Source organism: Streptomyces sp. GESEQ-4, assembly GCF_017948455.1.
Classification (GTDB): Bacteria; Actinomycetota; Actinomycetes; order Streptomycetales; family Streptomycetaceae; genus Streptomyces.
Map to the genome: position 1 here is coordinate 85195 of NZ_JAFFSU010000023.1, position 26539 is coordinate 111733.

Below are 26539 nucleotides of genomic sequence, written 5' to 3' on the forward strand. Positions count from 1 at the left end.
GCCCGTCACGGGGCAGGGGGCGTCGTTTCTGTCGTACGGCCGCTGTTACTTCACTACTTCACCGGCTCCGGCTCCGACGTGCTCTCCGCACCGGCCGAGTCCGCCGGGTCCACCGGCGTCTTCACGGAGTCCAGCAGGAGCTGGGCTACGTCGACGACCTGGATGGACTCCTTCGCCTTGCCGTCGTTCTTCTTGCCGTTGACCGAGTCGGTCAGCATGACGAGGCAGAACGGGCAGGCCGTGGACACGATGTCCGGGTTGACGGAAAGAGCCTCATCGACGCGCTCGTTGTTGATGCGCTTGCCGATCCGCTCCTCCATCCACATCCGCGCACCGCCGGCGCCGCAGCAGAAGCCGCGTTCCTTGTGGCGGTGCATTTCCTCGTTGCGGATGCCGGGGACGCTGGCGATGATCTCGCGCGGGGGCGTGTAGATCTTGTTGTGGCGGCCCAGGTAGCAGGGGTCGTGGTAGGTGATGATGCCCTCGACCGGGGTCACCGGGACCAGCTTGCCCGCGTCCACGAGGTGCTGGAGCAGCTGGGTGTGGTGGATGACCTCGTAGTCGCCGCCGATCTGCGGGTACTCGTTGCCGATCGTGTTGAGGCAGTGCGGGCAGGTCGCGACGATCTTCTTGGCCGACCTGGGCTTCTTGGTGCTCTCGTCCTCGTCGTCTTCCCCGAACGCCATGTTCAGCGCGGCCACGTTCTCCATGCCGAGCTCCTGGAACAGCGGCTCGTTGCCCAGGCGGCGGGCGGAGTCGCCGGTGCACTTCTCGTCGCCGCCCATGATCGCGAACGTGACGCCCGCGATGTGGAGGAGTTCGGCGAAGGCCTTGGTGGTCTTCTTGGCGCGGTCTTCGAGCGCGCCGGCGCAGCCGACCCAGTACAGGTACTCGACCTCGGACAGGTCCTCGATGTCCTTGCCGACGACCGGGACCTCGAAGTCGACCTCCTTGAGCCATTCCAGGCGCTGTTTCTTGGCCAGGCCCCAGGGGTTGCCCTTCTTCTCCAGGTTCTTGAGCATCGTGCCCGCCTCGGAGGGGAACGCGGACTCGATCATCACCTGGTAGCGGCGCATGTCGACGATGTGGTCGATGTGCTCGATGTCGACGGGGCACTGCTCGACACAGGCACCGCAGGTGGTGCACGACCACAGGACGTCCGGGTCGATGACGCCGTTCTCCTCGACGGTGCCGATGAGGGGGCGCTCGGCCTCGGCGAGAGCCGCCGCGGGGACGTCCTTCAGCTGCTCCTCGGACGCCTTCTCCTCGCCCTCCATCGTCTTGCCGCCGCCGGCCAGCAGGTAGGGCGCCTTGGCGTGGGCGTGGTCGCGCAGCGACATGATCAGCAGCTTGGGGGAGAGCGGCTTGCCGGTGTTCCAGGCGGGGCACTGCGACTGGCAGCGTCCGCACTCGGTGCAGGTGGAGAAGTCCAGCAGGCCCTTCCAGGAGAACTGCTCGACCTGGGATACGCCGAAGACGTCGTCCTCGCCGGGGTCGGTGAAGTCGATCGGCTTACCGCCCGACGTCATCGGCAGCAGCTCGCCCAGCGCGGTGTCGCCCTTGGCGTCGCGCTTGAAGTAGATGTTCGGGAAGGCCAGGAAGCGGTGCCAGGCCACGCCCATGTCGGTCTTCAGCGAGACCACGATCATCCAGATGAAGGAGGTCGAGACCTTCAGGCCGGCGAAGAAGTAGGTGAGGTTCTGGAGCGTGGAGAGGTCCATGCCCTCCAGCCACGACACCACCGGGTACGAGATGAAGAACGACGCCTCGTAGCCCTCGACGTGGTGCTGGGCGCCCTCCAGGGCGTGCAGCATGAAGATGCAGATGCCGACGATCAGGATGACCGTCTCGACGAAGTACGCCTGGCCGGTGTTGGAGCCCGCGAAGCGGGACTTGCGGCCCGGCTTGTTCGCCTTGCTGAGCTGCCGGATGACGATCAGCGTCAGGATGCCGAGGACCGTCATGGTGCCGATGAACTCGACGAAGACGTTGTACGGCGCCCAGTTCCCGATGATCGGCAGCACCCAGTCGGCCTGGAAGAGCTGCCCGACGGCGTTCACGATCGTCAGCAGCAGCGTGTAGAAGCCGATGGCCACGAACCAGTGCGCGACACCGACGACGCCCCAGCGGTTCATCCGGGTATGGCCGAGGAACTCCTTGACCACGGTGACGACGCGCTGCAGAGGCTCGTCGGTGCGGGTGCCCGCGGGCACGCTCTGGCCGAGCCGCATGAAGTTGAGGATCTGCAGGGTGGCGCGGGTGAACAGGGCCACGCCGACCACGATCAGAACCAGCGACACGATGATCGCGGCGAGTTGCATTTCGGGGCTCCTCGGGCCTGCGAGAGGGGCTTCGTCGAGAGGTCTCAAGACATTACTAAGCGGTAACTTAATCAGTTCCGAGACTACCCCTATCTTCCGCCGCACTGTAGCCGGGCGTGCGGTGATCTGTGTCGCTGAGGGTTGCCTCAGGAGTCGACCGTGTTATTCATGATAATTAGGGCAATTCATGACTAATTTAAGAGGGTGATCTACGGGATCGTCGCCGCCTCAGCCGCCTTTCTCCTCGCCGCCGTCCTCGCCGCCCTGTTCCGGCTGCCCGCCCAGCGGATCGGGCTGCTCGACCGGCGGTGGCAGCGGCCCGTGCCCGTGGTCGGCGGGGTGGCCGTCGTGGTCGCGACCTGTGTCGTGGCCGGCGCGGGGAACTGGACGCGGTACGCGCCCCTGGGGGATGGGGTCGGCGGGCTGGTCGTGGCCGCCGCCGTCGTCGCCGGGCTCGGGCTGATCGCCGACTTCCGGCGGGTGAAGCTGCGGTTCCTGGTCGGCGGTACGGCCATCGCGGCGGCCTGCGTGGTGCCGTACGCCGAGACCGGGCTCTTCGTCGGCGTGCTCGCCGTCGGCTGGATCGTCTTCGTGGCCGTCGGGTTCCGGGCGCTCGATCACGCGGACGCGCTGGCGGGGACCGTCGGGGTGGTCACCGCCTTCGGGGCCGGGGCCATCGCCGCCGCCGAAGTCATGGACGGACTGGCCGTGTTGCTGAGCGTTCTGGCCGCCGCGCTGACCGGGTTCCTCATGCACAACTGGCCGCCCGCGCGCGTGGCGCTCGGTTCGTGCGGGTCGCTGTTCACCGGGTTCCTGCTCGCCTCGACGGCCGTGTTCACGCGGGCCGGCGGTGATCCGTTGTCCGACGCGGGCGTGCTGTTCGCCCTCGCCGCCGTCGCGGGCGCCGATGTCGTACTCGTGATGCTGTCCCGCCGCTTCGCCGGGCGGCCCCTGCTGCGGCGCGGGCCCGACCATCTCGCGCACCGGCTGCGGCGGCTCGGGCTCACCCCGCAGGGGGCGGTGGTCATCCTGGCCCTCTGCGCGTTCGCGGCGGTGGCCGTCGGGGTGCTGGTGCATGTCGGGTGGGTGGGGGAATCCGCGGTGGTGTGGGTGGCCGGCGGTGCCGTGGTGGTCGTGGTGGGGTTGCTCGGGGTGCCGGTGTACGGGCCTCGCCGGTCCGCTTCTCCCCAGGTCACGGGCCAGTTGCGTGTAAGGAACGGATAAGAGTTGAGCCTCACAGACTCAGGTCTGTTGACCGCGGGGGAGCCGTCGTGCACACTTGAGTCCGTTCCACTCAAGTCAGCTGGAGGAATCAACCATGGCACGTGCGGTCGGCATCGACCTGGGCACGACTAACTCCGTCGTCAGCGTTCTGGAGGGCGGTGAGCCCACCGTCATCACCAACGCCGAGGGCGCCAGGACCACGCCGTCCGTCGTCGCCTTCGCCAAGAACGGCGAGGTGCTCGTCGGCGAGGTCGCCAAGCGCCAGGCGGTCACCAACGTGGACCGGACCATCCGCTCGGTGAAGCGGCACATGGGCACGGACTGGAAGATCGAGCTCGACAACAAGCCCTTCAACCCGCAGCAGATCTCCGCGTTCATCCTGCAGAAGCTGAAGCGCGACGCCGAGTCCTACCTGGGCGAGAAGGTGACGGACGCCGTCATCACCGTCCCCGCGTACTTCAACGACTCCGAGCGTCAGGCGACCAAGGAAGCCGGTGAGATCGCCGGTCTCAACGTCCTTCGTATCGTCAACGAGCCGACGGCCGCCGCTCTCGCGTACGGCCTCGACAAGGACGACCAGACGATCCTCGTCTTCGACCTCGGCGGCGGCACCTTCGACGTGTCCCTGCTGGAGATCGGCGACGGCGTCGTCGAGGTGAAGGCCACCAACGGTGACAACCACCTCGGTGGTGACGACTGGGACCAGCGCATCGTCGACTACCTGGTCAAGCAGTTCTCGGCCGGTCACGGCGTGGACCTGGGCAAGGACAAGATGGCCCTCCAGCGCCTCCGCGAGGCCGCCGAGAAGGCCAAGATCGAGCTGTCCTCCTCCACCGAGACCTCGATCAACCTGCCGTACATCACCGCCTCCGCCGAGGGCCCGCTGCACCTGGACGAGAAGCTCACCCGGGCGCAGTTCCAGCAGCTGACGGCCGACCTGCTGGAGCGCTGCAAGACCCCGTTCTTCAATGTGATGAAGGACGCCGGCGTCTCCATCAACGAGATCGACCACGTCGTCCTCGTCGGTGGCTCCACCCGTATGCCTGCCGTCGCCGAGCTGGTGCGCGAGCTGACCGGCGGCAAGGACGCCAACAAGGGCGTCAACCCGGACGAGGTCGTCGCCATCGGCGCCGCCCTGCAGGCCGGTGTCCTCAAGGGTGAGGTCAAGGACGTCCTGCTCCTCGACGTGACCCCGCTGTCCCTGGGTATCGAGACCAAGGGCGGCATCATGACCAAGCTGATCGAGCGCAACACCACGATCCCGACGAAGCGCTCCGAGATCTTCACCACGGCCGAGGACAACCAGCCGTCGGTGCAGATCCAGGTCTACCAGGGCGAGCGCGAGATCGCGGCGTACAACAAGAAGCTCGGAATGTTCGAGCTCACGGGCCTGCCCCCGGCCCCGCGCGGTGTCCCGCAGATCGAGGTCGCCTTCGACATCGACGCCAACGGCATCATGCACGTCACGGCCAAGGACCTCGGCACCGGCAAGGAGCAGAAGATGACCGTCACCGGCGGCTCCTCGCTGCCGAAGGACGAGGTCGACCGGATGCGCCAGGAGGCCGAGAAGTACGCGGAGGAGGACCACGCCCGCCGCGAGGCCGCCGAGTCCCGCAACCAGGGCGAGCAGCTCGTCTACCAGACGGAGAAGTTCCTCAAGGACAACGAGGACAAGGTCCCCGGCGAGATCAAGACCGAGGTCGAGGCCTCCGTCGAGGAGCTGAAGGAAGCCCTCAAGGGCGAGGACACCGCCGTCATCCGCACGGCCACCGAGAAGGTCGCGGCCGTCTCGCAGAAGCTCGGCCAGGCCATGTACGCCGACGCCCAGGCCGCGCAGGCCGAGGGCGGCCCGGAGGGTGCCACCGCCGGCGGCGCCAAGGCGGACGACGACGTCGTGGACGCCGAGATCGTGGACGACGAGCGCAAGGACGGTGCGGCGTGACCGAGGAGACCCCGGGCTTCGAAGAGAAGCCCGACGTCCCCTCCGGCGCGACCCCCGACGACGCCGAGCCGCAGGCCGCTCCCGAAGAGGGAGCGGCCCCGGCCGGGGACGTGAACGCAGAAGCGGGCCTGCTGGCCCAGCTGGACCAGGCGCGTACGGCGCTCGGTGAGCGCACGGCCGACCTCCAGCGGCTCCAGGCCGAGTTCGCGAACTACCGCCGCCGGGTCGAGCGCGACCGGATCGCGGTCAAGGAGATCGCCATCGCGAACCTCCTGACCGAGCTCCTGCCCGTGCTCGACGACATCGGCCGCGCCCGCGACCACGGCGAGTTCGTCGGCGGATTCAAGTCCGTCGGGGAGTCGCTGGAGACCGTCGCGGCGAAGATGGGACTGCAGCAGTTCGGCAAGGAGGGCGAGCCCTTCGACCCGACGATCCACGAGGCGCTGATGCACTCCTACGCGCCGGACGTCACCGAGACGACCTGCGTCGCGATCCTCCAGCCGGGGTATCGCATCGGCGAGCGCACCATCCGCCCCGCGCGGGTGGCGGTCGCCGAGCCGCAGCCGGGCGCCCAGACCGTCAAGGCCGAAGAGGCCGAGGCCGGCGACGACAAGGAGAACGGTGGCCCGGACGAGGGCTGACGGTGAACTGACGAAGAGAGAGGAGGGACGTCGAGGATGAGCACCAAGGACTTCATCGAGAAGGACTACTACAAGGTCCTCGGCGTCCCCAAGGACGCCACCGAGGCCGAGATCAAGAAGGCGTACCGGAAGCTCGCCCGCGAGTACCACCCGGACGCCAACAAGGGCAACGCCAAGGCCGAGGAGCGCTTCAAGGAGATCTCCGAGGCGAACGACATCCTCGGCGACCCCAAGAAGCGCAAGGAATACGACGAGGCACGCACCCTCTTCGGCAACGGCGGCTTCCGCCCGGGGCCGGGCGCGGGCGGCGGCAACTTCAACTTCGACCTGGGCGACCTCTTCGGAGGCGCCCCCCAGGGCGGGGGTTCCGGAAGCTTCGGCGGCGGCATCGGTGATGTCTTCGGGGGCCTGTTCAACCGGGGTGGCGCCACCACGCGCACCCAGCCGCGCCGCGGCCAGGACATCGAGTCCGAGGTCACCCTCAGCTTCACCGAGGCGATCGAGGGCGCGACGGTCCCGCTGCGGATGTCCTCGCAGTCACCCTGCAAGGCCTGTTCGGGCACGGGTGACGCGAACGGCAACCCGCGCGTCTGCCCGACGTGCGTGGGCACCGGCCAGGTGGCAAGGGGCTCCGGCGGAGGTTTCTCCCTCACGGACCCCTGCCCGGACTGCAAGGGCCGCGGTCTGATCGCGGAGAACCCCTGCGAGGTCTGCAAGGGAAGCGGCCGCGCCAAGTCGTCGCGCACCATGCAGGTCCGTATCCCGGCCGGGGTGTCGGACGGCCAGCGCATCCGCCTGCGCGGCAAGGGCGCACCCGGTGAACGGGGCGGCCCGGCAGGCGACTTGTACGTGGTCGTCCATGTCGACGCCCACCCGGTGTTCGGCCGCAAGGACGACAACCTCACCGTCACCGTCCCGGTGACGTTCACCGAGGCGGCGCTGGGCGGAGAGGTCCGGGTCCCGACGCTGGGCGGCCCTCCCGTCACCCTGAAGCTGCCGCCGGGCACGCCCAACGGCCGCACCATGCGGGCGCGGGGCAAGGGCGCGGTCCGCAAGGACGGCACCCGCGGAGACCTGTTGGTCACCGTGGAGGTGAGTGTTCCGAAGGACCTGACGGGGAAGGCTCGTGACGCGCTCGAGGCGTACCGCGAGGCGACCGCGGGTGAGGATCCGCGGGCGGAGCTGTTCCAGGCCGCGAAGGGAGCTTGATGGAGATGGACGGCCGTCGACGCAACCCGTATGAACTGACCGAGGAGACCCCGGTCTACGTCATCTCGGTGGCGGCCCAGCTGTCCGGCCTGCACCCGCAGACGCTGCGTCAGTACGACCGCCTGGGCCTGGTCTCCCCGGACCGCACCGCCGGCCGGGGCCGCCGCTACTCGGCCCGCGACATCGAACTGCTCCGCACCGTGCAGCAGTTGTCGCAGGACGAGGGCATCAACCTCGCCGGCATCAAGCGCATCATCGAACTGGAGAACCAGGTCGCCGCCCTGCAGTCCCGCGTCGCGGAACTCCAGGCGGCCCTGGACGGCGCCGCGGCGGCGATGCAGCAGCGCGAGGCGGCGGTGCACGCGTCGTACCGCCGCGATCTGGTGCCGTACCAGGAGGTACAGCAGACGAGCGCGCTGGTGGTGTGGCGGCCGAAGCGGCAGCAGTCATCGGACTGACGGTGCGTCAACTCGCGTCCGGGCCCGCAGGTTCATCGGAACCTGCGGGCCCGGGGCTTCGCTGCCTGGCCGGGTGTCCTAGGAGGCCGCCAGCTGACACGCCGTGGCCGCGTGCCTCGGCGTGACTCCGATGTTGTTCAGCCTCTGGACGCAGTCGAGCTGTCGGCCGGCCTGACCGTCGTCACAGGCCCTTTGAGCCTGCGGGCCGACGATGTAGCCGACGTCTCGCAGGTACTGCCGGCACTGCGTCGCGGTGGCCTGAGCCGTTGACGTGATTCCCACGGAGAGCCCGATCACGGTCGTGATCACGCATCCCCATGCCGCCAGTGTGCGCATGTCTTCTCCCTGTTGAGGTCGGACGATGCCACTCCCAGTAGGAGAAGCCCCGCCGGAGTCCCCAGGGTGTGGCGTGAATGTGGGCAGGAACCTTGGGAAAACCTTGCTTCACTGGTCAGCGTGGGGCGCCGGGTGCGGGTGGGCGGGGGAAGCGCATGACCGACTTTCTGCTGCTGGGTCCGGTCGAGTTACGGGGCACCGACGGCGAGACCGTGGACCCGGGACCGGCCAAGCAGCGCACGGTTCTGGCGGCGCTGCTGGTGGACGCGGGGCGCTGGGTGGCGGTGGAGACGCTGATCGACCGGGTGTGGGGGGAGGATCTGCCGGCCCAGGTGCGTCCGTCGCTGTACGCGTACATCGCGCGTATCCGCCGGGTGCTGGCCGATGCGGCCGCGCCTTCCGGTACCGGTGCCCGAGTGGACCGTGCTGCCGTGGAGCCGCGGCTGCGGCGCGGTCCCGGCGGGTACTTGCTCGACGTAGCGCCGGACCGGGTCGACGCGCACCGATTCCGGCGGCTGGTCGAAGAGGCACGCGGCGCGGGCCGTACGGATGCCGAACGGGTGATGCTGCTGCGCAGGGCGTTCGGGCTGTGGCGCGGGGAACCGCTGGCGGGCCTGCCCGGGGCGTGGGCGCGGCGCACCCGGCACAGCTGGCAGCAGCAGCGGATCGAGGCGGTGCCGGCATGGGCCGATGCCGAGTGCAGCGTGGGTGGCCATACGGAGGTGGTCGGCATGCTGACCGCTCTGGCCGCCGAGCACCCACTGACCGAACCGATCACCGTGGCCCTGATGCGGGCGCTTCAGGCCGCCGGGCGCGGACCGGAGGCCCTTGCCTGCTTCACCGCCCTGCGCAAGCGGCTGGCCGAGGAACTCGGTACGGATCCGGGGACCGAGGCGCAGCAGGCGCATCAGGCGATCCTGCGCGGTGAACCTGCCGTGCCCGCCGTCCGCCGTCGGCCGCCGCGTGCCGAGATACGGCCCGGACGTACGGCGCCCGCCCAACTACCCCTGGAGATATACGGGTTCACCGGCCGGGAGGAGGAACTGGCCCGGTTGGACGGGCTCTTGACCACCATCGATGAGCGGGCGTCCGCGGTGGTGGTCTCGGCGGTGTCGGGGACGGCGGGCGTGGGCAAGACGGCGCTGTCGGTGCACTGGGCGCACCGGGTGGCCGACCGTTTTCCGGACGGCCAGCTGTATGTGAACCTCCGGGGCTTCGACCCGTCCGGTGCGGTGGTGACTCCCGATCAGGCGGTACGGGGCTTCCTCGACGCGCTCGGGGTACCGGTCGAGCGGGTCCCGGTGGACCTGGAGGCGCGGGTGGGCCTGTATCGCAGCCTGCTGGCCCGGCGGCGGGTGCTGGTGGTGCTGGACAACGCCCGTGACGCCGACCAGGTCCGCCCGCTGTTGCCCGGCTCGTCCGGTTGCCTGGCCGTGATCACCAGCCGTAACCGGCTCACCGGCCTGGTCGCAGCCGAGGGCGCCCACCCCATCGTCCTGGACCTGCTCCCACCGGCCGAGGCCCGCGCCCTGCTGGCCCGTCGGCTCGGAGAGCACCGGTTGACGGCCGAACCGGACGCCGTGGAGGAGATCATCGACCGCTGTGCCCGCCTCCCGCTGGCCCTGGCCATCACCGCCGCCCGCGCCGCCACCCGGCCCGCCGCCTCCCTCGCCCGCCTGGCCGACGACCTGGCCACCGCCCGTGGTGGTCTGGCGGGGTTCACCGGTGACGGCGACGACCCGGTGACGGACGTACGCGAGGTGTTCTCCTGGTCGTTCGACGCCCTCAGTCCCGGCGCGGCCAGGCTGTTCGCCCTGCTGGGCCTGCACCCCGGCCCCGACATCTCCGTTCCGGCAGCCGCCGCCCTCACCGGCCTCACCCGCCCCGAGGCACGGGCGGCGCTCTCCGAACTGGCCCGCGTGCACCTCGTCACCGAGCACCTCCCCGACCGCTACTCCCACCATGACCTGCTGCGCGCCTACGCCGCCGAACTGGCCCGCACGCTCGACCCGGACACCGAGCGAGAGCCGGCCGTGCGCCGGGCACTCGACCACTACCTGTCCACGGCCGAAACCGCCGACCACCTGCTGGACCCGGACCGCGCCCCCGTGCCGCCCTTGCCCCTCGGTCCCGGCGTGCGTCCTGACCAGCTCACGGATCAGGCCGAGGCCCTCGCCTGGTTCACCGCCGAACATCCCGTCCTGCTCGCCGCCCTGCGCCAGGCCGTGGACACCGGCCTGGACGCCCACGCCTGGCGGCTGGCCCGGGCCCTGGCAACCTATCTCCAGCGGCGCGGACTCTGGAGCGACCTCCTGGCCAGCCAGCGCGCGGGCCTGCACGCCGCCCGACGGCTGTCCGACGACAGAGGTCAGGCCCACACCCACCTCGGTCTCGCCCTCGCACACATCCGGCTGCTCGAACTCGACGATGCCCACCGCCATCTCGGCCAGGCCCTCGATCTGTTCGGCCGGGTGGGTGACCGGGTCGGTCAGGGCCTCACCCGCAACACCCTCGTCGTAGCGTGGTCCGCGGAGAACCGCTACGACACCGAGCACCTCCTCATGCGGGCACTGGAGGATTTCCGGGCCGCCGGTCACCGGGCCGGGCAGGCCAGGGTCTTGAACAACCTCGGGTGGTACCACGCCACACGCCGCGACGACACAGCCCTCACCTACCTCCGCCAGGCCCTGGACCTGCTCAAGGGCACCGCGGACCGCGCGGTCCGGGCGGCCACCTGGGACACCTGCGGCTACGCCCACCACCAACTCGGCGAGTACCACCAGGCCGTCACCTGCTACCACCGGTCCCTGCACCTGTACCGGGACCTCGGCGACCGCGTCGGCGAAGCCGAAACCCTCGTCCGTCTGGGCGACACCCATCACACGGCCAACGAGACCGACCCGGCCCGCGAGGCATGGCAGCGCGCCCTGGAGCTCGCCGACGATCTGGACCACCCCGACACCGAACAGATACGGGACAGACTGCGCACCCTCGGCGAACTCCGGTGAGACCGGAGGTCGAACCTCCGGCCCCCCTTCTCATGCGTCAGCGGCCGACGAAGAAGTCCAGCGAGGAGCTCTGCTCGCCCTGACGGCCGTAGGCATCCACGGCGTGCACGGTGACCGTGCACGGTCCGTTGTAGGGCGCCGTCCAGGAGATCGCTCCTGTCGTGGACAGCCGGACGCCGCTGTCGCCGCAGGCGCCGCTGATCTCCCAGGAGTAGCCCTTCAGCCCTCGTCCTTCGTCGCCCGCGCCGGGCGCGGCTGTCACCCGGGTGGGTGACTGCGCGGGAACCCCCGCGGGGATCCCCGCGGAGACCAGCGTCAGCCTCGGTGCGGCTGGCCCGGTCACGGTGGCCGGGGTGAGCCGGTCGACGACGGCTTCGCCGGAGGGCACCGACTCGGCGCCCGCGCCGTCCACGGCGGCGACGTAGTAGTACGCCTTGCCCCGCGGGGCGGAGGTGTCGTCGTACGACGTTCCCTCGACGTCACCCAGGAGGGCCCAGGCACCGGTGGGTTCGGTGCGCCGGTAGACGCGGAACCCGGTGGTGTCGCCCGCGTCCGGAGTCCAGGTCAGGCGGGTGAAGGCGTCGGAGGGCGTGCCCTCGACCGCGTTCGGCGCGGGCGCGCTGGACGCGACGGGCCGCGTGACCAGCGCCGGGTCGGAGAGGGGGGCCATGTTCCCGGCGGCGTCGACCGCGATCACCGCGTAGTCGTAGAGCACCCCGGCAGGAGCCACGGCATCCGTCCAGGACGTGCCGAAGACGATCTCGGGACCGTCCATGTCCGACACCCCGGGCTCCGCGCCCCACACCTCGTAGTGATGGACGTCGTTCGACCAAGGAGCCTTCCACGCGAGGGAGTTGCCCGCTGTCGTGCCCAGCGCCGACACCGTCTCGACCCGCGCCGGAGGCGTCCGGTCGACGGTGCTGACGAGCTGGTCCGCCGTCCCCGACGAGGAGTTGCCGGCCTTGTCATAGGCGCGGACCTCGTAGTAGTACGTGGCGCCGGTCGCCAGCAGGGTGGTGTCGGTGTACGTCGTGGAGGTGGTCGTCGCGAGGGGCGCGGTGGGGAAGGAGGTGCCTTTCAGGCGGCGATAGACCCGGTACCCGGCGAGGTCCATCTCCTTGTTCTTCGCCCAGGTGAGTTTGGCCTTGCCGGTGGCCTGGTCGTACGACACCGAAGTGCCCGTCGGGGTGAGGGGCTTGACTTTGTCGACGCTCGCCGATGTGCGGGGCGTGTAGGCGAACTTGACGCTCGCGCTGCCGGTCCAGTTGACGTAGTCGATCCGCAGGGAGTGCTTGCCCTTGGGGATCGTGAGGTTCAGGGTCTTGGCCCGCGAACTCGTCGTGTTCGACCAGAGGTTGATCTTCCGGACGCCGTCCAGGTGGACGCGGATCCCGTCCGTACCCGAGCCGTTGAGCGCGAAGGGCCCACCGGAGCCGAAGTCCCTCGTCACCGTCCAGCGGACGCCGAAGTTGTTGCTCGGCAGGCCGGTGGCGGGGGCGCCGCTCCAGCTCTGGTCGATCGCCGGGTCGCAGTCCGTCTTCTTCGCCGTGCCCGAAAAAGTGGTGTTTGCGAAGAATTGCCGTTTGAAGACGGGGGAAGCGCAGCTGACGGCGGCGGAGGCGGGGGTGGTGGTGATGGTGGAGAGCAGGCCGCCGGCGGTGGCGAGCGCGACGGCGGTCGCTGTCGTCGCGCGTCTGGCTGAGTTCATTCGGTCCTCGGGTCGGGATCAGAACGACGGAAAAGAGCTGCCGTGATCACGACTCGCGAGGTATGGCGTTGGTTGTACGGATCTCGATCACTGCTCGGGGTGCGTCAAATGGAGGGTCCGTAAAGGGGGTTTGCAGGCGAATCTTTCGGTTCTTCACAGGTCAAACGGAGGGTGATGTTGTCATCTCGTTAAGTAGTTCCGCTTGACGCGGGCGGGCGCGGGCGCGTTGGCTTTTCAGTCACCTGGGTCGCAATGCTGCGCCCACGTCCGGAAAACACCAGAAGTGAGCCCCTTCATGCGTCGTACCGCCATAGCTGTGGCCGCGTCCACGATGACCCTGTCGCTCGCCTCCTGCGGCGTACTCAACGCATCAGGCGAGGCCAGTGACGCGAGCCCGACCAAGGGCAACGACATCACCCTGGGGCTGCTGCTGCCCGAGCGGGCGAACTCCCGCTACGAGAACTTCGACTACCCGATCATCAAGAAGAAGGTCGAGTCCCTCACCCGGAAGCAGGGCAAGGTCGACTACGCCAACGCCGACGCGAGCGCCGCCAAGCAGGCGGACCAGCTGCAGAAGATGATCGACGACGGGGTCGATGTGATCCTGCTGGACGCGGTCGACTCGCACGCCATCGCGGACGGTGTGGAGAAGGCCAAGGAGGCCGGTATCCCGGTCATCGCCTACGACCGGCTGGCCGAGGGCCCGATCGACGCGTACATCTCCTTCGACAACTCGCTGGTCGGCGAGGTCCAGGGCCGCACCCTCGTCGAGGCGCTGGGCAACGGCGAGGACGTCTCGAAGAAGATCGTCATGATGAACGGCTCGCCCACCGACCCGAACGCCAAGCAGTTCAAGGCGGGCGCGCTCGACGAGCTGACCGGCAAGGTGGACATCGAGGAGTCCTTCGACACCAAGGACTGGGATCCGAAGAACGCCGAGGCCAACATGGAGCAGGCCATCGCCAAGATCGGCGTGGACAACATCGCCGGTGTCTACTCCGCCAACGACGGCATGGCCGGCGGCATCGTCGACGCCCTGAAGGCCGCGGGCGTCACCGACATGCCGCCGATCACCGGGCAGGACGCCGAGCTGGCGGCCGTGCAGCGGATCATCAGCGGCGAGCAGTACATGAGCGTCTACAAGTCGTACCCGCAGGAGGCCGAGGCCGCCGCGGAGATGGCTGTCGCCAAGGTCCAGGGCAGGGACATCCAGTTCGACGCCCTCACCCGTGACAAGGTCGACAGCCCGACGAACAAGGACATCCCCGCTCAGCTCGTCCCTGTCGTCGCCCTGACGAAGAAGAACCTCAAGGACACGGTCATCGCCGACGACATCTACCAGCTGTCGGACATCTGCACGGGCAAGCTCAAGAGCGCGTGCGAGGCCCTCAACCTGGGGTGATCGGGGGCAGAGGGCCGGAACGCCGGCCCTCCCGCCGGCTCATCCCACCCTGGTGAACTCCACCGTCACCTCCGGCGGCCCGCCCGCCACGCCCCGGTAGATGCCCTTGTGCGGCGTCACGTCGTCGTAGTCGCGGCCCCGGCCCACGACCACGTGGGACTCGTCGGGCCTGGTGCGGTTCGTGGGGTCGTAGCCGCACCAGTCGCCTGCCCAGTACTCGACCCAGGCGTGGCTCTGTCCCTCCACCGGGCGGTGCAGTTCGGCCTCGCGTTCGGGGTGGAGGTAGCCGGAGACATAGCGGGTGGGCAGGCCGAGGGCGCGCAGGAGGGCGATGGTGACGTGGGCGATGTCCTGGCAGACGCCGGCGCCCTGCTCCCAGGCCTCGGCGGCCGAGGTGGTCACGCCGGTGGCGCCGGGGATGTAGGAGACGTGGTCGGCGACCAGCCCGGACACCGCGATCGCCGTCCCGTGCGGGTCCAGGCCGGCGGAAACCTCCCTCGCCCGCTCCACCAGCTCCGCCGGGACCGTCGTACGACTGGTTGCGTTCGCGAATTCGAGGAGGCGAGAGTTGGCGGTGCGCGCCGCGATCTCGGTCCAGTCGGGGGCCTCGGGGAGGGGGTCCGCCGGGGCCGTCTCGACCAGGCTCGACGCCGTGATCGTGACGTCGGCGTGCGGGTCCATGAGGTCGAAGCCGGTCACCTGGGTGCCCCAGTAGTCCCAGTACGACCAGGTCGCCGTCGCCGGGGCGATGCTGACGCGGGCGTCCAGGGTGGTCTGTCCTGGCAGCGTCAGCGGGGTCATGCGGACCTCGTTGTGGGACGAGGCGGCCGGCTGGGCGTACGAGACCTTGGTGATGTGCTTGATGCGGAGGCGGCGGGTCATGCTCACGCTCCTTCCTGGGCCCACTCGACGGGCCCCTGGTACGGGAAGAACCGCTCCGCCACCGCTTCGGCGGAGGCCATGCAGGACTGCCGCAAGTCGGTCAGCAACAGGGGTAGTTGCTCTTCCAGGGTGTGGGAGTCCAGATACTCCAGACGGGTGCGTATCCGGCCGATCGGCCGGCGTGCCGGGTCCTGGCGGGGGCGGCCCAGCGCCGTCAGGCACTCCTCGGCCGTGGTCAGCGCGTGCAGCGCCGAGCGCGGGAAGGCCCGGTCCAGGAGCAGGAACTCGGCGACCCGCGGGCTGTCGCCGAAACCGGTGTGCACGCGCGCGTACGCCTCGTCCGCGCCGCTCGCGCTCAGCAGCGTCGTCCAGTCCGGGGCGTGCGCGGCGTCCAGCACACGCACGGACAGCAGCCGTACGGTCATGTCCACCCGCTCCAGGCTCCGGCCCAGCACGACGAAACGCCAGCTGTCGTCCCGGCTCATGGTGGAGTCGGCGAGCCCGAAGAAGAGGGCGGCCCGGCTGCGGACCAGCTCCAGATAGGCGTACGGGCCCGTACGGCGGGCCGCGCGCCGCTGTTCGGCGAGCGCGTGCCAGGTCGCGTTGAGGCACTCCCACATCTCGGAGGAGACCGCCTCCCGCGCGCTGCGCGCGTTCAGCCGGGCCGCGCCCAGCGCACCCTCGATGGCGCAGGTCGAGTGGGCGTCGAACGCCAGCTGGTCGAGGACCTGCTGCATGTCCACGCGCTCGTCGCCCGCGTCGACGCCGAGGATCGCGTACAGCGACCGGCAGGCCGCGTCCTCGTCGCGCCAGGGGTCCTCCAGCATGCGGTGCAGATACGCGTCGAGAATGCGCCCGGTGGCGTCCGCCCGCTCGACATAGCGGCCGGTCCAGGTCAGCGCCTCGGCTATCCGGGACAGGATCACGTCGTTCACTGCTGCGCCCCTTCCTGTACGACGGTGGGGGAGCCGTCGGGTCCGAGCTGGCGGGGTGCGACGTCCGGGAGGCCGGTGGCCGGCGCCGGGGCGGGCCCTTCGGCGGGGCCCTCGGCCAGCACCCAGGTGTCCTTGGAGCCGCCGCCCTGGCTGGAGTTGACGATCAGATTGCCCTCCTGGAGGGCAACCCGGGTGAGGCCGCCGGGGAGCACCCAGATGTCGTCGCCGTCGTTGACGGCGAAGGGACGGAGATCGATGTGGCGCGGCGCCATCCGCTCGCCCGCGAGGGTGGGGGAGGTGGACAGGGCGACCGGCCGCTGGGCGATCCAGCCGCGGGGGTCGGCGGCGACGGCCTTCCGGGTCCGCTCCAGGGTCTCGGCGTCGGCCTTCGGCCCGATGACGATGCCCATCCCGCCCGCGCCGTCGACCGGCTTCACGACCAGCTGGTCGATCTGATCGAGGACGGCCTCCAACTGGCCGGGCTCGTCGGGCCGGTAGGACTCGACGTTGGGGAGAATCGGTTCTTCGGAGAGGTAGTAGCGGATCAGATCAGGGACGTACGTGTAGAGCAGCTTGTCGTCCGCGATCCCATTCCCCACGGCGTTCGCGAGTGTGACATTGCCCGCCGTGGCGGCGCTCATGATGCCGGGGCAGCCGATCACCGAATCGGGCCGGAAGTGCAGCGGATCGAGGAAGTCGTCGTCGAGCCGCCGGTATACGACATGGACGGGCACCTCGCCGCGCGTGGTCCGCATCCAGATCCGGTTGTTCCGGCAGACCAGGTCGTGCCCCTCGACCAGCTGCACCCCCATCAGCCGGGCGAGCAGGGCGTGTTCGAAGTAGGCGGCGTTGCTGGGACCGGGGGTGAGGACGACGACCCGGGGATCGGTGGTACCGCCGGGTGCCGCGGCCCGCAGCGCGGCGAGCAGCCGCTGCGCGTACCCGTCCACCGGCAGCACATGCTGCTCCGTGAAGAGCGAGGGGAAGATCCTGGTCATCGCCCTGCGGTTCTCGATGACGTACGACACCCCGCTCGGGACCCGCACATTGTCCTCGAGCACCCGGAAGTCCCCGGCCTCGTCCCGTACGAGGTCGATGCCGGCGACATGGATGCGCACCCCGCCGGGTGGTTCGACCCCGTGGGCCGCCCGGTGGAAATGGGCGGAGTTGAGCAGCAGCCGCCAGGGCACCACACCGTCCTCGAAGGCGCGGCAGTGCCCGTACGCATCGGAGAGATAGGCCTCCAGGGCGCGCACACGCTGTGCCACCCCGCGCTGGATGAGATCCCATTCCAGGGCGTCGAGGATCCTGGGCACGAGATCCAGCGGCCAGGGCCGCTCCTCGCCCGCGAAGGCGTAGGTCACCCCACGGTCGGTGAACGCCCGGGCCATCTGATCCGCCCGGAACCGCAGCTCACTCGGCTCGATCGGCTGCAGAGCCGCCAGCACCGGCTCATAGGCGGTCCTGACCTCACCCGGCCGCACAAACATCTCGTCCCACGCATCGGCCAACGCGTATGCGTCAAATATGTCCGCCATGACTGGACGTTAAGGGCGGTACGTAACGCGGCGATCACCCGGTGATTTCGGGCAGCTCACGCGGCGCTCGGGATTCCCCGCGCCCAGGCCGCCCCGGGCGTACGCCGCACCACCATCACCTTGTTGCAATTCAACGGGCGGAGGCGCGGAGATAGCAGGGCAAAGAGGCCGAATATCACCGCCATGCGAGGAGGAGGCGTGTTGCGGAGCAGGTCCGGTCCCTTCATAGTTGCGCTGCAAAGAGGCTGAACCGGGGGTGGGATGGGCGATGGCCGGGCACGGGACGGACGAGCATCCACACGGTGCTGACCGACTGTGCGACGCGGGGGATCGCGTGTATTCCCGGGCCGTACGGCGGGGCCGCGTGCGGCGTCAGGACGCGGAGCCGGTGCCGTGCCTGCTCGAACTCGCCCTGCTGCATCCGGACCCCGACGACATGGACTGGCTGGTCCCCACCTCCCCGCAGGAGGTCATGACCCGGCTGCTGCGCGGGGTGTACGACGAGGTCAGCGCGAGCCAGCGGCGGGTCGGGTCGGTGGTGGCGGCCGTGGAGCGGTTCGCCGGACTCGGCCCGCGTCTTTCGTCGGTGCCAGCCGAGGGCACCTCGATCCGGGTCCTCGACGGTCTCTCCCGCATCCAGGCCGCCATGGACGAGGCGACCGAGGCGTGTACGTCGGAAGTGCTGACCGTGCAGCCGGGCGGCATCCGCCCCGAACACGAACTGACGGAGGGCCTCCATCGCGCCCTGGCCCTGCGCGGCCGGGGCGTGCGTATGCGGGACCTGTACACCCACGTCGCCCGGCACGGCCAGGGCCTGCTCAACTACCTGGAGCTGATGGGCGACGCGGTGGAGGCCAGGACCCTCGACGAGGTCATCGACCGGCTGATCCTCTTCGACCGCACGGTGGCTTTCATCCCGGCGAACGCGGACCGCACGCTGGCGCTGGAGCTGCGTCATCCGGCGCTGGTCCAGTACTTGGTGACGGTCTTCGAACGGCTCTGGCGCCTGGCGATCCCCGTGACCGCCGCCCTGCCCGACACGGGCATCGAAGGGATCTCACACCGTGAGCAGTCCATCGCGGCGCTGCTGGCTGAGGGCCATCAGGATGCGGTGATCGCCGAGCGGCTGGGGATAAGTGTCCGCACCTGCCGTGCCCACATCGCGCGTCTGTCGGAGACGCTGGGCGCGGCCAGCCGCACGCAGCTGGGCGTCCGTATCGCCCAGGTGGGGCTCGATGGCCCGTCCCGCCCCCTCATTGTTCCCGGTCAAGAATCCCCGACTGTCCGATGAGGTAGCCGAGTTGGGCACGGCTGTCACTGCCGAGGGTGGCGGCGAGTTTGGCGATGTGCACGCGGGCGGTGCGGATGTTCATGCCGAGGCGCTCCGCGATGACGGCGTCCGTGTGGCCTTCGATGAGGAGGCTTGCGATGGCGCGCTGGCGGGGGGTGATGCCGTTGAGGGTGGGGCGTTGGACTGCCTCGGGGTACATGCGGGTGGCCAGGCGCCAGAGGCGGTCGAAGGTGGTGGCGAGGTAGGTGACGATCGCCGGCTGTCGGATCTCTAGCGCCACGGTGCCGTCGGGGTCGGCGGGGCCGACCGCGCGGTCGACCATGATCATGCGGTCGGGGATCTCGTCGAGCGTGCGGGCCTCGGCATCACCTCTGAGCTGTTCGTACCGGGCGAGGACGAGGGGCAGGTGGCGCTGGGTGTGCTGGTAGAGCGTGCGGATGCGGCCGCCGCGGTCGAGCAGGTCTTGATCGCGAGTGATGGACACGGCCTGGGCAACCTCGCCGCGTCGGCCGGAGTAGTGCGTATTGGGCTGGACGCAGAGGACTTCATGGGTCACATCGGCCATGACCTGGGTGATGGCTCGGTTGATCTGCTGCGTGCCGCTGAGGACTGAGATCGTCGGGGTGTCCGCCGCTGCCGTATGCCGGCCGTCGATCCGCATCAACGGCTGGAAGACGGCCGCCAGTTGCTCCTCCAGTCGCCGCTCGTCGGCGATGCGGTCCTCGACGGTGCGCAGCAACCGGTGGAGCGCGAAAGCTGGCGCTACGGGTTGCAGCCACCGCAGGTCGCTGGCGTCCGGATGCAGCAGTCCCAGATCGATCAGGCACGGCGCCGCTTCCACGGCTTCGATGCGCACCCGCCCTGCGCGCAGGGCATGGGCGTACAGGTCCAGGCCCGCGTCGCACAGCTCCTCCGCTCCGTGCGCGTGCGCCTCCGTCACGGGTGGCTGTCTCCCTCCGATGCCAATTGGTTCTGCTCCAGGATCCCGGACTGGGCGATGAGAAAGCCGAGTTGGGCGCGGCTGCCACTGCCGAGGGCGGTGGCCAGCTTGGCTATGTGGGCACGGCAGGTGCGGACGTTCATGCCCAGGCGGCGTGCTATGGCCTCGTCGACGTGGCCCTCGACGAGGAGTTTGGCGATGGAGTGCTGGATCTCCGTGATGCCGTCGGGGGCGGCCTCGTACGGGGCACCGGCGCTCAGCGGGACCGCGCGGTTCCAGATGAACTCGAAGACCTTGATCAGGTAGCGGATGAGTCCCGGGTGGCGCAGTTCCAGTGCCACCTTCTGGTCGTCCCGTGCCGGGATGAAGGCGACGGTGTCATCGCAGATGATGAGCCGCTCGACCAACTCGTCTATGGTGCGGTACTCCACCTTGCCGTTCGCGAGATGGGCGACGTAGGCCAGCTGTTCGAGGTTGAAGCGGACCGTGTGTTGATAGAGGGTGCGTATGCGCACTCCGCGATCTACCAGTGCCGTGTCGCGTTCCAGGCCTTGTCGGACGGTGCGCTCGGTGAAGCGGTTGCTGGGTTGGATCGTGAGCATCTCGTTCTGGCACTGGGCCGTGGCAAGGTCGAGTGCGACGTTGATCCGGTCGCTGCCCTCCAGCACGGTGATCGAGTGCGTGGCGGACGCCGCCTGTGTGCTGAGGGTCATGAACGGCTCGAAAGCGTCGGACAGTTCGATTGACCTGCGGCGCCGGTCGGTTATCTCGCGCTCTAGAGGGGTGAGGCGCTGAGCCAGTGCCACTGCCGGGGGAACGGGGCGCAGCCAGTCCGGATCATCGGGATCGGGCTGCAGCAGGGCGAATTCCATGAGACAGGGGGCCTGCGCCACATCCTCACGAGCTATGCGGCCTGCACGCAGGGCGTTCGCATAAAGTCGGCCACCCTCCTCGCACAGCTCGGTTACCGCATGGGGATGTGTCGCCTTTGTCTGATTCATCACCAAAACTCCACCCCCCAGGGTCCTGAACATGCAGGAACATGATGCACTCATTGTGTGGCCATGACGTGCCTGAATGAGCCATCGTCGTACTCGACGGGGGAAAAGGGGACCTTCAAGTGAGGACGAAGCCGACTATGCGTAACAGAGCGCTTCGCTCGGTACTTGTCGCCGCCTTCTCCGCCGTTTTGGCCCTCGGTGCGCTGAGTGGCCTCTCCGGCACGAAGGGCGACGTTCGGGCAGACAGTAAGTGGCCAACCGTAGTCGTGTCGTCGGTGCCAGTGGATTCGACACCAGTGAATTCGACAGATGGAGCCGGGAGCTGACGTGACCACCCCACCCGACGACCGCTCCTTCCGCCGTGAAATGGCGACCGCCTACCGCTCCGGCTGGCACTTCATCGACCTCGCCACCGCCATCCCCCACAGCGGTGACTCGCTGATGGTGACCGTCTTCGGTGAGCCGGTCGTCGTCACGCGGGACGAGGACGACGACGTCCGGGCGTACCGGTGTCTGCGGCGTCCCCGGGGGGCGCCGCAGCCGGTGAGGTGTGCCATCCGATACGGAATGATCTTTGTGAACCTCGACCAGCGTGACCACCAGCTGGCCGAGCCCGAGCCCTCGGCCGCCCCACAGGCCGTCCCAGCCACCCCCCGCAGTGCCTGACGCGATTCCCCCGTCGTAACAAGATCGCTCAGGTGCTTCCCCCCGCAGCGGCGTCACCGTGACCTGAACACGGTGACGCCGCTGCAGTTTTGCGGGATATTTCGGGACATCGATGCAGTCGGTCTGTGGCTGGAAAACACCGCGATCACCCGAGCCGGCCGAGTCGGACGAGTCCCGGGAACGTATGTCCATGTCCCGCGAACGTACGTCCACGACGCCGGAAGTCGGCCGCCGAACCTCCCGTACACCCCCTTGAGTGGAATAGACTCAACTTTGTGTACGTTGCTCACGTCAGTGTGGACGGCTGACGCCTAGGAGGAGAACGGATACGTGGACGCCGAGCTGACCAACCGGAGCCGGGACGCCATCAACGCGGCCAGTAACCGGGCCGTGCAAGAGGGACACCCCGATCTCACCCCGGCGCATCTGCTGCTCGCGCTGCTCGCGGGCCAGGAGAACGAGAACATCACCGACCTGCTCGCCGCCGTCGACGCCGACCAAGCCGCCGTACGGACCGGCGCGGAGAAGATCCTCGCCGGGCTGCCCAGCGTGACCGGGTCCACTGTCGCGCCGCCGCAGCCCAGCCGTGAGCTGCTGGCCGTGATCGCGGACGCGCAGGCCAAGGCGAAGGAGCTGGGGGACGAGTACCTCTCCACCGAGCACCTTCTCGTCGGGATCGCCGCGAAGGGGGGTCAGGCCGGCGACGTACTCTCCCAGCAGGGCGCCAGTGCGAAGAAGCTGCTGGAGGCCTTCCAGAAAGCGAGGGGAGGGCGCCGCGTGACCACACCGGATCCCGAGGGCCAGTACAAGGCACTCGAGAAGTTCGGGACCGACTTCACGGCCGCCGCGCGCGAGGGGAAGCTCGATCCCGTCATCGGGCGGGACCAGGAGATCCGGCGGGTGGTGCAGGTGCTGTCCCGCCGTACCAAGAACAACCCCGTCCTCATCGGTGAGCCCGGCGTCGGCAAGACCGCCGTCGTCGAAGGGCTCGCCCAGCGGATCATCAAGGGTGACGTGCCCGAGTCCCTCAAGAACAAGCGGCTCGTCGCACTCGACATCAGCGCCATGGTGGCCGGGGCGAAGTACCGCGGTGAGTTCGAGGAGCGGCTGAAGACCGTCCTCGCGGAGATCAAGGACTCCGACGGGCAGATCATCACCTTCATCGACGAGCTGCACACCGTCGTGGGCGCCGGCGCCGGCGGGGACTCCTCGATGGACGCCGGCAACATGCTCAAGCCCATGCTCGCCCGCGGTGAGCTGCGCATGGTCGGTGCCACGACCCTGGACGAGTACCGAGAGCGGATCGAGAAGGACCCGGCGCTGGAGCGCCGCTTCCAGCAGGTACTGGTCGCCGAGCCGAGCGTCGAGGACACCATCGCCATCCTGCGCGGGCTCAAGGGGCGCTACGAGGCCCACCACAAGGTCGTCATCGCCGACAGCGCGCTTGTCGCGGCGGCCAGCCTCTCCGACCGCTACATCACCTCCCGCTTCCTCCCCGACAAGGCCATCGACCTGGTCGACGAGGCCGCCTCCCGGCTGCGGATGGAGATCGACTCCTCGCCCCTGGAGATCGACGAACTCCAGCGTGCCGTCGACCGGTTGAAGATGGAGGAGCTCGCGCTGGTCAAGGAGACCGACCCGGCCTCGCGCGAGCGGCTGGAGCGGCTGCGGCGCGATCTCGCCGACAAGGAGGAGGAGCTGCGGGGCCTGACCGCCCGCTGGGAGAAGGAGAAGCAGTCCCTGAACCGCGTCGGCGAGCTGAAGGAGAAGCTCGACGAACTGCGCGGACAGGCCGAACGAGCCCAGCGCGACGGCGACTTCGACACCGCCTCCAAGCTGCTGTACGGCGAGATCCCCACCCTGGAACGGGACTTGGAGGCCGCCTCGCAGGCCGAGGAGGAAGCCTCCAAGGACACCATGGTCAAGGAGGAGGTCGGCGCCGACGACATCGCCGACACCGTCGCCGCCTGGACCGGTATCCCCGCCGGGCGCCTCATGGAGGGCGAGACGCAGAAACTCCTGCGTATGGAGGAGGAGTTGGGCAAGCGCCTCATCGGCCAGCAGGAGGCCGTGCGGGCGGTGTCCGACGCCGTCCGGCGCAGCCGGGCGGGCATCGCCGACCCGGACCGCCCGACCGGCTCCTTCCTCTTCCTCGGCCCCACCGGCGTCGGCAAGACCGAACTCGCCAAGGCGCTCGCCGACTTCCTCTTCGACGACGAGCGGGCCATGGTCCGGATCGACATGTCGGAGTACAGCGAGAAGCACAGCGTGGCCCGGCTGGTCGGCGCGCCGCCCGGATACGTCGGGTACGAGGAGGGCGGCCAGCTCACGGAGGCGGTGCGGCGGCGGCCGTACAGCGTCATCCTGCTCGACGAAGTCGAGAAGGCGCACCCCGAGGTCTTCGACATCCTGCTCCAGGTGCTGGACGACGGCCGTCTGACGGACGGTCAGGGGCGGACGGTCGACTTCCGCAACGCCATCCTGGTCCTCACCTCGAACCTCGGCAGCCAGTTCCTGGTCGACCCGATCATCACCGAGGCGGAGAAGAAGGAGCAGGTGCTCGAGGTGGTCCGCGCCTCCTTCAAGCCGGAGTTCCTGAACCGCCTCGACGACCTGGTCGTCTTCTCGGCCCTGACCAAGCCCGAACTGGAACGCATCGCCAGGCTCCAGATCGACCGCCTCACCAAGCGCCTCGCCGAACGCCGCCTCACGCTCGAGGTGACCGACGAGGCCCTGGCCTGGCTCGCGGACGAGGGCATGGACCCGGCCTACGGCGCCCGTCCGCTGCGCCGCCTCGTCCAGACCGCGATCGGCGACCGGCTCGCCAAGGAGATCCTGGCGGGCGAGGTCAAGGACGGCGACACGGTCCGGGTGGACTCGTTCGGGGACGGACTGATCGTCGGCCCGGTGACCGGCAAGACCCTGTGAGGGGGCGCGGGGGGCTCCCGGAAGGGGCCCTCCGTATCCTCCGTACCTTTCGTACAGCGGACGTCCCCTACCGGACAGATCCTGTCAGCTGACGGCTGACACTTCCTGTCGGGGTTGCCAACCGGGTCCCCCAGTGAGGGAGGATGGCGGAATCCGTACGAAGGGAAATTCACGGTGACCATCGACCCGTCCTCGATTCCGAACTTCGGGGGCCAGCCCGAGCCGCAGCCCCAAGGACCGGCGGGCCCCGTCGTCCCGGATCAGGACCTCGTTAAGCAGCTCCTCGACCAGATGGAGCTGAAGCACCTCGTGGACGAGGAGGGTGACCTCGTCGCACCGTGGGAGCAGTTCCGTACGTACTTCATGTTCCGCGGCGAGGGTGACCAGCAGGTCTTCTCGGTGCGGACGTTCTACGACCGGCCCCACCAGATCGACGAGAAGCCGCAGCTGCTGGAGTCCATCGACGACTGGAACCGGCGGACCCTGTGGCCCAAGGTGTACAGCCACACCCATGACGACGGCACCGTCCGCCTGATCGGCGAGGCCCAGATGCTGATCGGCACGGGCGTGAGCCTGGAGCACTTCGTGTCGTCCACGGTCAGCTGGGTGCGGGCCGCGATCGAGTTCGACAAGTGGCTCGTGGAGCAGCTCGGCCTCGAGCAGGAGGTCAACGAAGCGGAGAAGCCCGAGGACGACGAGTAAGTCACGTCCTGGTCTTCAGCGGAGCCCGGCCAGGGCACGGGCCATTGCGGCCGCGTGCCGGGGTCGGGCTCTCGCCGTCCACAGCCTGTGGAAAACTCTGCCGATCCACTCTGCCGGTCTACGGGGCCACCCGACCCGGCCTCAGCCGGCCAGCGCCTTCAACCGCTTCACCGCCTCCTCCAGCACCTCCGTCTGCTTGCAGAACGCGAACCGCACGAAGGGTGCGCCGGCCTCCCGGTGGTCGTAGAAGACGGCGTTCGGGATGGCGACCACCCCGGCGCGCTCCGGCAGCGCGCGGCAGAAGGCGAAGCCGTCGCTCTCACCGAGGGGGCGGATGTCGGTGGTGATGAAGTAGGTGCCGGCGGGCTTGAACACCTCGAAGCCGCTCTCCGCCAGCCCCGCCGCCAGCAGGTCCCGCTTGACCAGCATGTCCTGGCGAAACGCCGTGAAGTACGTGTCCGGGAGCCTCAGCGCCTCGGCGACCGCGTACTGGAACGGCCCGGAGGCGACGTACGTCAGGAACTGCTTCGCCGATCGCACCGCCGTGACCAGCTCCGGCGTCGAGGTCACCCAGCCGACCTTCCAGCCGGTGAAGGAGAACGACTTCCCGGCCGAGCCGATGGTGACGGTCCGCTCGCGCATACCGGGGAACGTGGCCAGCGGCAGATGCTCGGCGCCGTCGAAGACCAGGTGCTCGTACACCTCGTCCGTGACCACCAGCAGATCCCGCTCGACGGCCAGCTCGGCGATCGCGGTCAGCTCCTCGCGGGTGAGGACGGTGCCGGTCGGGTTGTGCGGGGTGTTGATCAGCAGGAGGCGGGTGCGGTCGGTCACCGCGTCGCGCAGCTCGTCCAGGTCGAGGCGGAAGCTGCCCTCGTGCGGACGGAGAGTGACCGGCACACGCGTGCCGCCCGCCATCGCGATGCAGGCCGCATAGGAGTCGTAGTACGGCTCGAAGGCGATCACCTCGTCGCCGGGTTCGAGCAGGGCCAGGAGCGAGGCGGCGATCGCCTCCGTCGCGCCCGCCGTCACCAGGACCTCGCGGTCCGGGTCGTACGACAGCCCGTACCGCCGCCGCTGATGATCCGCGACGGCGCCGCGCAACTCGGGGATGCCGGGGCCCGGCGGGTACTGGTTGCCGCGGCCGTCGCGCAGGGCGCGCACCGCCGCCTCCCGGACTTCGTCGGGCCCGTCGGTGTCGGGGAAGCCCTGGCCCAGATTGATCGACCCGGTCGACAGAGCGAGCGCGGACATCTCGGCGAAGATCGTCGTCCCGAACTCGGCGAGCCGGCGGTTGAGGAGCGGGCGTGCGCTTGAGGTCATGCCGGTCATCCTGCGCCCAAGCTCTGGAGTTCCTCAACTCTGCTTTGACGGTCATGGCGGCCGGGCATGCCCAGGTCACGCAAC

At 69.2% G+C, this 26539-nt stretch carries 20 protein-coding genes; 11 read left to right on the forward strand and 9 right to left on the reverse strand.

Going from position 1 to position 26539, the window contains the following annotated elements:
* Positions 1-53: 53 nt before the first annotated feature.
* The gene (locus KCH48_RS32875) at positions 54-2321 is read right to left on the reverse strand and encodes a (Fe-S)-binding protein (protein WP_210579819.1); all 2268 of its coding nucleotides are present in this window, start codon (positions 2319-2321) and stop codon (positions 54-56) included.
* A gap of 204 nt (positions 2322-2525) precedes the next feature.
* Here KCH48_RS32875 and KCH48_RS32880 point away from each other — a divergent pair, with 204 nt between their 5' ends.
* From KCH48_RS32880 to KCH48_RS32900, 5 genes are all read left to right on the forward strand, one after another.
* Positions 2526-3545, forward strand: a complete 1020-nt coding sequence (locus KCH48_RS32880) for an MraY family glycosyltransferase (RefSeq protein WP_210579821.1) — start codon at positions 2526-2528, stop codon at positions 3543-3545.
* A 94-nt stretch (positions 3546-3639) separates the two neighbouring features.
* Positions 3640-5487: a molecular chaperone DnaK gene (dnaK, locus tag KCH48_RS32885; RefSeq protein ID WP_210579842.1), complete on the forward strand. Its 1848-nt coding sequence runs from the start codon at positions 3640-3642 to the stop codon at positions 5485-5487.
* Positions 5484-6128 carry a nucleotide exchange factor GrpE gene (gene grpE / locus KCH48_RS32890; RefSeq protein WP_210579844.1) on the forward strand — a complete coding sequence of 215 codons (645 nt, stop codon included), beginning with the start codon at positions 5484-5486 and terminating at the stop codon, positions 6126-6128. The genes dnaK and grpE overlap by 4 nt, the downstream gene beginning before the upstream one ends.
* A 36-nt stretch (positions 6129-6164) precedes the next feature.
* Positions 6165-7337 (forward strand): molecular chaperone DnaJ, encoded by a 1173-nt coding sequence (gene dnaJ, locus KCH48_RS32895; protein WP_210579846.1) that lies wholly within the window; start codon positions 6165-6167, stop codon positions 7335-7337.
* Between the two features lie 5 nt (positions 7338-7342).
* On the forward strand, positions 7343-7795 hold the full coding sequence (locus KCH48_RS32900) for a heat shock protein transcriptional repressor HspR (protein WP_210579848.1): 453 nt from the start codon (positions 7343-7345) through the stop codon (positions 7793-7795).
* A 78-nt stretch (positions 7796-7873) separates the two neighbouring features.
* Here the strand turns inward: KCH48_RS32900 and KCH48_RS32905 are convergent, their stop codons facing one another.
* Positions 7874-8131, reverse strand: coding sequence for a hypothetical protein (locus KCH48_RS32905; protein ID WP_210579850.1), 258 nt, complete (start codon positions 8129-8131; stop codon positions 7874-7876).
* Positions 8132-8286: 155 nt separating this feature from the next.
* Here KCH48_RS32905 and KCH48_RS32910 point away from each other — a divergent pair, with 155 nt between their 5' ends.
* Positions 8287-11139, forward strand: a complete 2853-nt coding sequence (locus tag KCH48_RS32910) for an AfsR/SARP family transcriptional regulator (protein ID WP_210579853.1) — start codon at positions 8287-8289, stop codon at positions 11137-11139.
* A 37-nt stretch (positions 11140-11176) separates the two neighbouring features.
* Here KCH48_RS32910 and KCH48_RS42550 read toward each other — a convergent pair whose 3' ends face one another.
* Entirely contained in the window at positions 11177-12847 is a 1671-nt protein-coding gene (locus tag KCH48_RS42550) for a PA14 domain-containing protein (RefSeq protein WP_246886223.1), read from the reverse strand.
* A gap of 295 nt (positions 12848-13142) precedes the next feature.
* Here KCH48_RS42550 and KCH48_RS32920 point away from each other — a divergent pair, with 295 nt between their 5' ends.
* Positions 13143-14249: a sugar ABC transporter substrate-binding protein gene (locus tag KCH48_RS32920; protein ID WP_210579860.1), complete on the forward strand. Its 1107-nt coding sequence runs from the start codon at positions 13143-13145 to the stop codon at positions 14247-14249.
* A gap of 39 nt (positions 14250-14288) precedes the next feature.
* Here the strand turns inward: KCH48_RS32920 and KCH48_RS32925 are convergent, their stop codons facing one another.
* The 3 genes from KCH48_RS32925 to KCH48_RS32935 are packed head-to-tail and all read right to left on the reverse strand — an operon-like array spanning position 14289 to position 17604.
* Positions 14289-15131 (reverse strand): transglutaminase family protein, encoded by an 843-nt coding sequence (locus KCH48_RS32925; RefSeq protein ID WP_210579862.1) that lies wholly within the window; start codon positions 15129-15131, stop codon positions 14289-14291.
* A gap of 2 nt (positions 15132-15133) precedes the next feature.
* Positions 15134-16066 (reverse strand): alpha-E domain-containing protein, encoded by a 933-nt coding sequence (locus KCH48_RS32930; RefSeq protein WP_210579863.1) that lies wholly within the window; start codon positions 16064-16066, stop codon positions 15134-15136.
* A complete protein-coding gene (locus tag KCH48_RS32935) occupies positions 16063-17604 on the reverse strand; it encodes a circularly permuted type 2 ATP-grasp protein (protein ID WP_210579866.1) in 1542 nt (513 codons plus the stop codon). Before KCH48_RS32935 ends, KCH48_RS32930 begins: the two co-directional genes overlap by 4 nt.
* Before the next feature lie 268 nt (positions 17605-17872).
* Between KCH48_RS32935 and KCH48_RS32940 the strand changes: the two genes are divergently transcribed.
* Positions 17873-18895 (forward strand): LuxR C-terminal-related transcriptional regulator, encoded by a 1023-nt coding sequence (locus tag KCH48_RS32940; RefSeq protein WP_210579868.1) that lies wholly within the window; start codon positions 17873-17875, stop codon positions 18893-18895.
* Here the strand turns inward: KCH48_RS32940 and KCH48_RS32945 are convergent.
* Positions 18858-19835 carry a helix-turn-helix transcriptional regulator gene (locus tag KCH48_RS32945; protein ID WP_210579877.1) on the reverse strand — a complete coding sequence of 326 codons (978 nt, stop codon included), beginning with the start codon at positions 19833-19835 and terminating at the stop codon, positions 18858-18860. The two genes, KCH48_RS32940 and KCH48_RS32945, sit on opposite strands and share 38 nt — an antisense overlap.
* A complete protein-coding gene (locus KCH48_RS32950; RefSeq protein WP_210579879.1) occupies positions 19832-20869 on the reverse strand; it encodes a helix-turn-helix transcriptional regulator in 1038 nt (345 codons plus the stop codon). Before KCH48_RS32950 ends, KCH48_RS32945 begins: the two co-directional genes overlap by 4 nt.
* Positions 20870-21163: 294 nt before the next feature.
* On the opposite strand from KCH48_RS32950, the gene KCH48_RS32955 reads away from it, so the two are divergent.
* From KCH48_RS32955 to KCH48_RS32965, 3 genes are all read left to right on the forward strand, one after another.
* Positions 21164-21502 (forward strand): hypothetical protein, encoded by a 339-nt coding sequence (locus KCH48_RS32955; protein WP_210579881.1) that lies wholly within the window; start codon positions 21164-21166, stop codon positions 21500-21502.
* Between the two features lie 330 nt (positions 21503-21832).
* Positions 21833-24430: an ATP-dependent chaperone ClpB gene (clpB, locus tag KCH48_RS32960; RefSeq protein WP_210579882.1), complete on the forward strand. Its 2598-nt coding sequence runs from the start codon at positions 21833-21835 to the stop codon at positions 24428-24430.
* Positions 24431-24604: 174 nt separating this feature from the next.
* The gene (locus tag KCH48_RS32965) at positions 24605-25132 is read left to right on the forward strand and encodes a YbjN domain-containing protein (RefSeq protein ID WP_210579884.1); all 528 of its coding nucleotides are present in this window, start codon (positions 24605-24607) and stop codon (positions 25130-25132) included.
* Positions 25133-25273: 141 nt separating this feature from the next.
* Here KCH48_RS32965 and KCH48_RS32970 read toward each other — a convergent pair whose 3' ends face one another.
* Positions 25274-26464, reverse strand: coding sequence for a pyridoxal phosphate-dependent aminotransferase (locus KCH48_RS32970; RefSeq protein WP_210579886.1), 1191 nt, complete (start codon positions 26462-26464; stop codon positions 25274-25276).
* Between the last annotated feature and the right edge of the window lie 75 nt (positions 26465-26539).

What these genes read in the sequence shown, in the direction of transcription:
- dnaK (WP_210579842.1), top strand. Translation starts at nt 3,640, where the DNA reads ATGGCACGTGCGGTCGGCATCGACCTGGGCACGACTAACTCCGTCGTC.
- KCH48_RS42550 (WP_246886223.1), bottom strand. Translation starts at nt 12,847, where the DNA reads ATGAACTCAGCCAGACGCGCGACGACAGCGACCGCCGTCGCGCTCGCC.
- KCH48_RS32875 (WP_210579819.1), bottom strand. Translation starts at nt 2,321, where the DNA reads ATGCAACTCGCCGCGATCATCGTGTCGCTGGTTCTGATCGTGGTCGGC.
- KCH48_RS32970 (WP_210579886.1), bottom strand. Translation starts at nt 26,464, where the DNA reads ATGACCGGCATGACCTCAAGCGCACGCCCGCTCCTCAACCGCCGGCTC.
- KCH48_RS32950 (WP_210579879.1), bottom strand. Translation starts at nt 20,869, where the DNA reads ATGTTCAGGACCCTGGGGGGTGGAGTTTTGGTGATGAATCAGACAAAG.
- KCH48_RS32920 (WP_210579860.1), top strand. Translation starts at nt 13,143, where the DNA reads ATGCGTCGTACCGCCATAGCTGTGGCCGCGTCCACGATGACCCTGTCG.
- KCH48_RS32940 (WP_210579868.1), top strand. Translation starts at nt 17,873, where the DNA reads ATGGCCGGGCACGGGACGGACGAGCATCCACACGGTGCTGACCGACTG.
- KCH48_RS32925 (WP_210579862.1), bottom strand. Translation starts at nt 15,131, where the DNA reads ATGACCCGCCGCCTCCGCATCAAGCACATCACCAAGGTCTCGTACGCC.
- KCH48_RS32905 (WP_210579850.1), bottom strand. Translation starts at nt 8,131, where the DNA reads ATGCGCACACTGGCGGCATGGGGATGCGTGATCACGACCGTGATCGGG.
- dnaJ (WP_210579846.1), top strand. Translation starts at nt 6,165, where the DNA reads ATGAGCACCAAGGACTTCATCGAGAAGGACTACTACAAGGTCCTCGGC.
- KCH48_RS32910 (WP_210579853.1), top strand. Translation starts at nt 8,287, where the DNA reads ATGACCGACTTTCTGCTGCTGGGTCCGGTCGAGTTACGGGGCACCGAC.
- KCH48_RS32900 (WP_210579848.1), top strand. Translation starts at nt 7,343, where the DNA reads ATGGACGGCCGTCGACGCAACCCGTATGAACTGACCGAGGAGACCCCG.
- KCH48_RS32935 (WP_210579866.1), bottom strand. Translation starts at nt 17,604, where the DNA reads ATGGCGGACATATTTGACGCATACGCGTTGGCCGATGCGTGGGACGAG.